The organism is Vibrio sp. 10N.261.54.E10, assembly GCF_002877735.2.
Taxonomy (GTDB): domain Bacteria; phylum Pseudomonadota; class Gammaproteobacteria; order Enterobacterales; family Vibrionaceae; genus Vibrio; species Vibrio crassostreae_C.
This window is the reverse complement of the sequence record NZ_MCXE02000009.1, coordinates 1-4,335: the sequence shown is the minus strand read 5'-3', so window position 1 is coordinate 4,335 and position 4,335 is coordinate 1. Positions and strand designations below refer to the sequence as shown.

The 4,335-nt window shown below is 41.1% G+C and carries 4 protein-coding genes and 1 pseudogene; all 5 read left to right on the top strand.

All coding sequences use genetic code 11. The annotated features are described in order from the left end of the window. The first annotated feature begins 40 nt into the window (after positions 1-40). The 5 genes and pseudogenes from BCU07_RS23425 (at position 41) to yjjX (ending at position 4,330) form a co-directional block, all read left to right on the top strand. Positions 41-208 (top strand): chorismate mutase, encoded by a 168-nt coding sequence (locus BCU07_RS23425; RefSeq protein WP_413286212.1) that lies wholly within the window; start codon positions 41-43, stop codon positions 206-208. A gap of 115 nt (positions 209-323) precedes the next feature. Then, on the top strand, positions 324-656 hold the full coding sequence (locus tag BCU07_RS23420; protein WP_413286210.1) for a prephenate dehydratase domain-containing protein: 333 nt from the start codon (positions 324-326) through the stop codon (positions 654-656). A 5-nt stretch (positions 657-661) separates the two neighbouring features. After that, complete coding sequence (locus tag BCU07_RS23415; protein WP_413286211.1) at positions 662-973, top strand: prephenate dehydratase domain-containing protein; 312 nt, start codon at positions 662-664, stop codon at positions 971-973. A 499-nt stretch (positions 974-1,472) separates the two neighbouring features. Next, positions 1,473-3,846: pseudogene (locus BCU07_RS23410) on the top strand (putative bifunctional diguanylate cyclase/phosphodiesterase). Next, positions 3,809-4,330: an inosine/xanthosine triphosphatase gene (yjjX, locus tag BCU07_RS23405; RefSeq protein WP_010434866.1), complete on the top strand. Its 522-nt coding sequence runs from the start codon at positions 3,809-3,811 to the stop codon at positions 4,328-4,330. Before BCU07_RS23410 ends, yjjX begins: the two are co-directional and overlap by 38 nt. Positions 4,331-4,335 lie beyond the last annotated feature (5 nt).

Sequence of the window (4,335 nt, the reverse complement as noted above, 5' to 3'; positions counted from 1 at the left end):
GTCTTGTACGATTTAGATGACGAACTGCTGAGTTTACTTTCTGAACGTCGCAAACTCAGTATCAGTTGCGAAAAGCAAAGTAGAAACATCAAAGCCTGTACGCGATGCTGTTCGTGAGCAGCAGCTTCTGGTTAAGCTCATTAACAATGGTGAAGATAGTTGCGAGCTTGATGCGCAGTACATCACTAAACTGTTTCACAATCATTGAAGATTCCGTTCTACTGCAACAGTCATACTTGGTAAAAATTTGGCTAAATCCACAAAGCCGTAAGCCACTGGCTCGCGTTGCATTCTTTAGGCTCTAAAGGCTCCTACTCTCATTCATGAGCCGTGAATATTTTAGCCGTAAGAATATGGAGTTGATTGAATTAAACTGTAACTACTTCAAAGAAGTAGCATCAACGGTAGAATCTGGCCATGCTGACTACGGTGTATTGCCTATTGAGAACACCAGCTCAGGGTCAATTAACGAAGTCTACGACCTACTACAACACACGACTCTTTACATCGTTGGTGAACTTTCTCAGCCTATTGAGCACTGCCTTGTTGCGAAAAGTGATATCCGTTTAGAAGACATCAAAACACTCTATTCACACCCACAGCCACATCAACAATGCAGTGAGCTTTTTGAGTCGCTACAAAGGTGTGAGTCTTGAATCTTGTGCAAGCAGCAGATGCAATGAAGAAAGTAAAAGAACTGGATGGTGATGATGTTGCCGCTATTGGTAATGCGTCTAGTGGTGTTTCTACGGCCTGCAGCCTATCCAAGGCAATATTGCAAACCAAACAGGAGAACCATACTCGCTTCATCGTTGTAGCTCGCAAACCCGTTGAGGTTTCAACTCAAATTCCAGCTAAAACAACGTTGATTATGTCGACATCTCAAGAAGCTGGCTCCCTAGTGGAGACACTACTTATTTTGCAACGTCTAGGTATCAACATGACCAAGCTGGAATCTCGTCCTATCATGTAAACCCGGAAGAGATGCGTTCTATGTTGATTTAGAGGCGCACCTAGATTCAGATAACATGCAACAAGCGATAACTGAACTAACGGCCATTACCCGTCACCTGAAAGTACTGGGATGCTACCCAAGTGAAAACATTAAGGCGACCCAAGTTAAGTTGTCGTGAGCATGACGTGACTAACATTTGGCCTATGATAGACCACTAAGTAAAAATAACATCACTGCCAACGTAATAACGATTCGACCAAACACGTACAAAAATATTTTGTTATATCTCAATTAGTTATTCGTTAGCAGGTTATTGTCAGCTATCAAACCTTTTCTAGCTTCACCAAATCAACAGCTTCATTCACTCCATCTTCATTGATAAAACTTCCAACAATAAATCGAAAATCTAATTCCCTTCACAGGAACGCATCAGTGAACTAAGTGCAATTAATAGCGAGCAAGTATTTTTGCAACATAAAATCATCTGCTTAATTTATAAATAGTGTTGTCATTAACTATGAAGCTAAGTACTAAACTATTACTACTGATAACTCCTGTGATACTGATCAGTACCGCGGCTTCTAACTATATTATCTATTCAACGCAGAAAGCAGCTTCATCAAACGCGAAGACAACGACCCAACTGAATATGGAAAAGTTAGCCGGGCATTTTCGACAGTCTCGCGCCTTCCTCAATAGCTACTCTTACACATTGACTCAAAGTGATATGGTTAAGCGGTACTTTTTCACCGAACAGAGTTTATCTCGCGATCTTGAATTGGTTAGTAATCTTCGAAAAGCCATACATGTATTGCAGGATGGTGATGAAAGTTATACTGGCTTAGCGATCCTCAATGGTGATCGAAAGCTCAATTACTACGCAGACAATAGCAATGATGTTAGAGCTCAGATTGACACTAAGATATTAGAATTTGTTGATCAACATTACCAAGAGACATTAGCAACATCGAGCACCAACTATATCCAAAACTCTCAAGGAGAAGGAATGTTGGTTCACTATGATATGCTAGGTAAAAAAGCCGTTGCTCCATCCACAAACAGCCCACTCAATGATGTTTTTTTTGTTGTAGTCTCGGTCTCTCTCGACAAATTTAATGCACTGAGAAAACAGATAGAGTTCGACTATCAAACAAGTCTGTTTTTCACACCTATCGCGGTTTCGATGGACAACAGTGTTACTCACTCAGTAAAGCTTGCACCAGAGCTTTACGCCACAGTAGACCCTGCACAGTTTCTATTAGAGAACAAACTCGACTCCATTTGGAACAAACTAAGTTTATCATTTGCACTTTCTGCCTTAGTTACCGTCATTTTATTGCTCATGCTTTTGTCACGCAGTGTTATTACTCCGATAACACGACTCGATAGACAGCTACAACAAGTAGAGAAAAAACAACGTAAGAATATTGAACGCTTGGGTACTCGTGATGAAATTGGTCGTCTATCGCAGCGTTTTTATGACATGTACCAAGAGTTAGATAATACCTATCAGCAAACTAAGCTTTTGGCTGAGAATGATCAATTAACACAAATAGCCAATAGGCATCAATTTCAAACCTTGTTCAACAATCGCTACCAAAGCCTAGCTCAAATACCGAAACATGGGTTCTCTACTTTGACCTGGATAATTTCAAGTTTGTTAACGACAAATACGGACATCAAATTGGTGATTCAATATTGGTCTCTTTCGCCAAGCGTATTTCCGATATTTGTGCCCATTATCAAACAAAATACGACGCTCACTGTATGCCTGCTCGCCTCTCTGGAGACGAATTTGTCGTGTACATCAATGCTCCCACTCAGAGAGGAAATATCGCCCATAAGTTTTCGGACGATTTGCTGACACCACTTCAAAAGGCTTTACCACCGAATCTGGAAGTTTTCCAATTACAGCCAGTATCGGCATTGCAACATACCCTAACGACGGTCACTCAATTGAGAAGTTAATCTCACATGCTGACACGGCGATGTACCAAGCCAAGCGTGCGGGGAAAAACCAATTTGCTGACTATTCAAGAGATTTAGACAAAGTAATTCAACGCCAAGCAAACATCGAGCGAGCACTCAGAGACAAGAACTTTGATGACGAATTTAGACTCGTCTATATGCCCTATATGGATTCAACCGGAGCCCATATTATTGGTGTTGAGGTTTTATTGCGCTGGGATTCGAAACAACTTGGTTTAGTTCCACCTGATGAATTCATTCCAATTGCTGAACAAACTGGATTGTTCGAACAAGTTGACCGTTGGGTAATTCAAAATGCATTCATGTCTTTTCATCGACTTCAGGCTCAATTTGATCACTCGGTACAGCTATCAATTAACTTATCTTCTGCAGGGATAGAAACGACGCACCTTGCTGACTTCATTAAAGAACATGCTGATATTAATCAAATTCCACCTAGCTTGATTGATTTCGAAATAACCGAAACATTTTACTCAGATTCACAAGGCTTTCCGTTGTTCAACCAACTCTCGCTAATGGGCTATCGATTAGCGATTGACGACTTTGGATCTGGATATACTTCGATCACTCAACTGGTGCAGTATCCGACTCAAAAAATCAAACTAGATAAAGTCTTTTTAGACACCTTAATTGAAACCGATAATCAGAACATAGTAAAACCGATTATCGGGCTATGCCATGCTCAAGGCAAAAAGGTCACAGCCGAAGGCATCGAAACCGAAAGCATGCATCACTGGTTGCAAGATGCGCAGTGCGATATGCTGCAAGGCTATTACTTCGGTAAACCGATGCCATTGGAAGAACTGAACGAATGGTATCGACTACACCAACTCAATTTAATCGACAACAAAAAGAATCCAATACATGAAATCCGTCGTCATTGCGTCGCTGAACCCAGCTAAAATAAACGCCGTTAAAAGTGCATTCCTTTCTGCTTTTCCTGATTCTGAATTCGAATTCAAAGGTATCAGCGTCCCTAGTGGAGTGTCCGATCAACCGATGAGCAATGATGAGACTTATCAAGGCGCTCTAAATCGCGTTAACAATGCAATCCAAGAACTGCCAAATGCAGATTTTCATGTTGGGTTAGAATCTGGAATTGAAGGCAACGTTACCTTTGCTTGGATGATAATTGAAGCAAATGGTCAACGTGGCGAGTCTCGCTCTGCAAGCTTAATGCTACCACCTGTTGTGCTTGATAAACTCCAGCATGCGAATGAATTAGGAGACGTAATGGATGAAGTCTTCGGAACGGATAACATAAAACAAAAGGGCGGCGCAATTGGCTTACTTACACACAATCAACTATCTCGAAGTTCTGTGTATCATCAAGCTTTGATCTTAGCGCTGATCCCATTTGTTAACCCAGAACACTTCCCTAGCTAGATTTC